The sequence below is a fragment of the Mycobacterium celatum genome (assembly GCF_002101595.1).
Taxonomy (GTDB): domain Bacteria; phylum Actinomycetota; class Actinomycetes; order Mycobacteriales; family Mycobacteriaceae; genus Mycobacterium; species Mycobacterium celatum.
This window is the reverse complement of the sequence record NZ_LQOM01000056.1, coordinates 1-4,594: the sequence shown is the minus strand read 5'-3', so window position 1 is coordinate 4,594 and position 4,594 is coordinate 1. Positions and strand designations below refer to the sequence as shown.

Below are 4,594 nucleotides of genomic sequence, written 5' to 3'. Positions count from 1 at the left end.
GCGATCTCAAATTGCCGCTGCAGTTCGTCGATCTGCTGTTGGGTCAGCCGGGCCGGCGCAATATCGGAGGGGGTCAATCCGCCGCCGCCGTGTTTGACGTGGGCCCAGATGCCGGCCAAGGCTTCGAACCACAACCGGGCGAGTCGGGTGATCTGTGCGTGGTCGAGTGCCGAGGGCGCCCAGGTCCAGTTGCCGTGCAGCCGTGGGCCATTGTCGGTGTCGACGGTGCCGGCGCTGAGCTCCACGGTATGCGGTAAGGCCATGGGGATCGCCGTGGCCGCGTCGATGACCGATGCGCCGTCCCCGCTGATCCGCCATCCGTCACCGTCGACGCCGGCCGAGGGGGCGCCCAGTCGACCCAGATAGTTGAACCCGATCGCCGGATCCGATTGGGGGAGCTCAACTTCGGAGTTCGCATACCGCAGCAGCCCGTAGGTGAGATCGTCGGGCAGGCTCCGCAGTTGTTCTTTGGCGTCCTTGATCACCGGCCCCAGCGCGGCCTCGCCCGCCGTCACCTGCGCCCAGTCCAGTCCGCCGACGGTCAGCGCCACCGGGTATTTTGTGGTGAACCAGCCCACCGTGCGGGACAGGTCCACGTCGGGGGCCAGTTCCTCGTGGCGCCCGTGGCCCTCCACGTCGATACCGATCGGTGCGGCGGGGTTGCCCACAAACTCCGCGACCGCCAAAGCCAAAGCGATCAAGAGGATCTCGTGTGCCCCGGCATGAAACGCCGCCGGCACTTCACCGAGCAGCATCCGGGCGGTTTCGCCATCGAGCGACACCGACAAGTGGCCCGCGGTGGCAAACGTATCCGCCGCCGGCTGCACCGGTGGGAGTGCGCCTGGAACCGCCGCCACCTGCCGCCAGGTGTCGGCTTTGTCTACGACCTCTCGGTGACGCGCGTGCTGCTCCAGCAGCGACGCCCAGCGGGTAAACGATGTCCCGGTCGCCGCCAACACCACCTGCTGCCCACCGCGATGCTGGACCCAGGCAAGGTTGAGATCTTCCAACAGGATTCGCCACGACACCGCGTCAATGGCCAGGTGGTGAATGATCAACGCCAGCTGGCGCGCCGGGGCCACCCACAGCGCGCGAAGCATCACCCCGGCGGCCGGGCTGAGCCGCGAGCGCGCCGCAATCAGCGCCTCTTCGGACAACACGTCGACGGTGCGCAGGCAGTCGAGGGCATCGACCGAGCCGGCCTCGGGCACGGTCAACGACCAACCGTCGTCGTTGAGACGGGAGCGCAACATGCCATGGCGATCCAGCAGAGCCTGCACCAGCACCACCACATCGACCTCGGTGGCATCGTTAGGGGCTTGCAGTAGAACGGTCTGGTTGAACTGCTCCACCGCGCCGTCAATGCTGTGCAGCCACCGCATGATTGGGGTGGCCACCACCTGGCCCAGGCCCTCGTCGGCCGGGCCGGTCTCACCGGCGCTGGTGACCACCCGGGCCAGCCTCGCCACGCTCTGCTCGACGAACACATCGCGGGGCCGGCATAGCAGATTCGCCGCACGCGCGCGGGCCACCACCTGCATCGCCGAAATGCTGTCGCCACCCAGATCGAAAAACGACTCGTCGACCCCGACCCGCTTCATACCGAGCACCTGGGCGTAGATGCCGGCCAACACCTCCTCGACCGCGTTGCCCGGGGCCCGATAGTGGCCAACCGTGTAGTCCGGCGCCGGCAACGCGCGGGTATCGAGCTTGCCGTTCGGGGTCAACGGCAACGCGTCGAGCACCACCACCGCCGCCGGCACCATGTAGGCCGGCAGCCGCTCACCGAGTTGGGTGCGCAGCTCGGCGGGATCGGCGTGGCCGGTGACATAACCGACCAGGCGTTTGTCGCCGGGGCGATCCTCACGCGCGATCACCACCGCCTGCTGCACCCCGTCGCAGTCGGCCAGGGCGGCCTGGATTTCGCCGAGCTCGATGCGATACCCGCGGATCTTCACCTGCTCATCGACGCGCCCCAGATACTCCAGCTGCCCATCGAGGCGCCAGCGCACCACATCCCCGCTGCGATACATCCGCATCCCGGCGCCGCCGAACGGGCAGGCCACAAACCGCGACGCCGTCAACCCCGCCCGGCCCACGTAGCCATAGCTGACCCCGGCACCGGCCACATACAACTCCCCGACCACCCCAGCAGGTGTCGGGCGCAACCCCGCGTCGAGCACAAACAACGCCGCCCCCGCCACCGGCGACCCAATCGGCGGCGACCCCGAGCCCGGCCTCAGCGGCGCGCTGATCGCCACACACATCGTGGACTCGGTTGGCCCGTAGGCGTTGACCATCACCCGCCCCGGCGCCCAGCGATCCACCACCTCGGCCGGACACGCCTCACCGGCCACCACCAACGCCACCGACTCCAACCCCTCGGCCTGCAAAACACCCACCGCCGACGGGGTTTGAGTCAACACATCAACATGTTCGGCAACCAGTAACGCATGCAAGTCTTCCGGCGAGTGCGCCACCTCCTCGGGTATCACCACCACCCGGCCGCCACGCAGCAGCGCACCGAAGATCTCCCACACCGACACGTCAAACGCCAGCGAATGCGAATGCGACCACACCCCCACCCCCGGCAGCCCCGCATCCAACGACCCCAACAACTGCGTGACATTGCGATGAGTCACCGCAACACCCTTGGGCACCCCGGTGGTGCCCGAGGTGTAGATCAGGTAGGCGACGTCATCAGGGGCGGGACCCGGTAATGCCGTGCCGGGTTGGATATCCACCGCAGAGTCGTCGACATCGATCACCGCCACAGCGAACCCGTCGAGCCGCTCACCCAGATCGCTCGTGGTGACCGCGGCGACGGGGGCGGAATCCTCGAGCAGGTAGCCAAGCCGACCCGCCGGTAGCGCCGGGTCGATCGGCAGATAGGCCGCCCCGGTCTTGAGCACCGCCAGCATCGCCACGATCGCCTCCGCCGACCGCGAAAACAGCAGCGCCACACACCGTCCCGGGCCCGCCCCGTGGCCGGCCAACAGATGCGCCAACCGGTTCGCCGCCCCATCCAGCTCCCGGTACGTCCACGAGCGGCCTTGGCAACGGATCGCCACCGCATCGGGTGTCCGCGCCACCTGCGCAGCGAACAAACCCGGAACCGACACCGACGCAGCCGTCGCCGCGCTCAACGCCGCCCGGTGACCCCACTCATCCACACGAGCCCGCTCGGACTCGTCGAGCACATCCACCGACGACAACCGCCGCGACGGCTCGGCGGCCATCGCCGCCAACACCCGCTCCAACCGCTCGATCAGCGCCTCGATCGTGTGCGCGTCGAACACATCGGTCCGAAACTCCACCGCACCGCCAATCCCGGCAGGCTCACCCGCCTCGGTGAAACGCTCCGCCAAGGCGAACGCCAAGTCCATACCAGCGGTGGTGTGGATGTCCACCGGGCTAGGGGTGACCCGCAGACCATCCAATGCCATCTCGGCCGCGGAGTTCATGTCCTGTCCGGGGAGGTTCTGCCAGGCCAGCATCACCTGCACCAGCGGATGATGAGCCATGCTGCGGACCGGGTGGAGTCGCTCCACCAACACCTCGAAGGGCACGTCTTGGTGTTCGTAGGCGGCCAAGCTGCGCGACCGCACCTCGGCCAGCAACTCTCCAAGAGTGGGGTCGCCCGCCACATCGACCCGCAACACCAACGTGTTGACGAAAAAGCCCACCAGCTCGTCGAGCGCGGGGTCGCGCCGCCCGGCGATCGGGAACCCCAGCGCCACATCGGAACTGGCGCTGAGCTTCGACAACAGCACCGCCAAGGCAGCCTGCACCACCATGAAGCTCGTCGCATTGTGCTCACGGGCCACCCGCGCGACCTGCTGCTGCAGATCGGCCGGCCACTCCACCGCCACACTGCCGGCGCGGTAATCGGCAACCGGCGGATAGGGCCGATCGGTCGGCAACACCAGACGCTCGGGCATCCCGGCCAGCGCCTGTTCCCAGTAGGCCAACTGGGCGGCGATCGGGCTGTCGGGATCGTGAAGCTCACCGAACTGGGCGCGCTGCCACAGTGTGTAATCGACGTACTGCACCGCCAGCGGCGCCCACTGCGGGGCCCGCCCCATGCATCGGCTGGCATAGGCCATGCTCAAATCAGCGGCCAGCGGGCTGATCGACCAACCGTCCGCCGCGATATGGTGCACCACCATCACCAGCACGTGCTCGTCGTCGTTGCGGCGGAAAAGCCTGGCCTGCAACGGGATATCGTTGGCAAGATCAAATCTGTAGTGGGTTGTCTCGCTAATGGCCTCATCAAGCCGGTCTTCCGGCCAGCCGCCCGCGTCGACGACGCCCCACCCGAAATCGGCTCGCTCCGTAGGCATGACCACCTGCTGAGGTATCCCGTCGCGAGCCACGAAGAGTGTGCGCAGGCTCTCATGGCGGGCCACCACGTCGGCCAGTGCCGCGCCCAACGCGTCCGCATCAAGCCGGCCACGCAGCCGCAACGCCGCCGCCATGTTGTAAACCGGTGAGGGGCCCTGCAATTGGTCCAGGATCCACAGCCGCTGCTGGGCGAACGACAACGGCACCACAGTCGGCCGTTGCACCGGCCGCAACGGCTCCAGCCGACCCG

The 4,594-nt window shown here is 68.0% G+C and carries 1 protein-coding gene; it reads right to left on the bottom strand.

Going from position 1 to position 4,594, the window contains the following annotated elements; genetic code table 11:
* On the bottom strand, window positions 1-4,594 hold a 4,594-nt coding region (locus AWB95_RS22775; protein WP_139818543.1), incomplete at both ends, for a non-ribosomal peptide synthetase.